This window comes from Bacillus sp. LR_5, from assembly GCF_042709275.1.
The window spans coordinates 1-893 of sequence record NZ_JAVAXX010000648.1 but is presented as its reverse complement, the minus strand read 5'-3'; the positions used below and the strand labels follow the sequence as shown (position 1 = coordinate 893).

Genomic DNA, 893 nt, shown 5'->3' with positions numbered 1-893 from the left:
CCTTCTCTTTTCCGGGTTTTCTTTTTTCTGAGTATGCGGGAACCATCACAATTCCCGTGAAAAACAGTATGATGCCAGTCCAGCGTATAGACTGGTAGTAGTCTGTTTCTCATAAACATACCACGGCGATAAAATAATGATACAAGCTGCCACAACAATGGCAGCACCAAAGTATCCTGTTTTCCCCATGTTTATTTTCCTTTTGGAGGGAAAAGTTTCTGCCTTTTTTCAGATTCGGGATCTTTTTCGATCGTAATCTCTGAATCTAAAATCAGCGTCTCTCTTGTTTCTTCCTGGTACGCCGGCCAATTCACAGCTTCGGTGCTTGGGTTTCCTGTTTTGGCGAATGTGATCCATGCTGATTGTATCGAGTGAGAAAGCTGTTTCACCTCATCCGTAACCTCCGCGTTTGCCATTCGTTCTAATCTGTCAAGATTTCCAAAGACAAAAGGAAGCTCTAATGCGTGAAACGCTTTATTGTACGGCGGTTTCTCCGGGTGCCAATCGAACCGGTACATCCAGACAGGGGCGTAATGAGACTGTGCGGATGCATAGGCGACGGCAGGGCGCCAAAATAATAAATCAGTCATCATATGAATTTGGCTTTCCAAAGAACGCGGATACAAATCGGCAGCTTTCTCTGCCAGCGGCTTCCCTAGTAAATACTCGAGCGCTGCATCAAGCGTTTCTTGAGAATGAACGTCTGAATCTGGGGTGAAAAATAAATATCCTTCATCACGGGTTGTTCCGATTAATAGCGGAATGCCGGAAGCGGCCCCTTCTGCGATCGCTTTTTCTGGTTCAGCAGGGAGCGTTTTCGGATCAAGGGCGGGCTGGAAGAACAGCTGAAAGATATTTTCTTTTTCTGCGATCCGAAGCTGATCGGCCGCTTG

General features: G+C 46.4%; 2 pseudogenes. Both read right to left on the bottom strand.

Annotation, left to right across the window (positions count from 1 at the left end):
- Positions 1–189, bottom strand: a pseudogene (locus RAC86_RS39240) (hypothetical protein); the annotation flags it as partial.
- Between the two features lie 2 nt (positions 190–191).
- Positions 192–893 (bottom strand): annotated as a pseudogene (gene pnbA, locus RAC86_RS39235) (para-nitrobenzyl esterase); the annotation flags it as partial.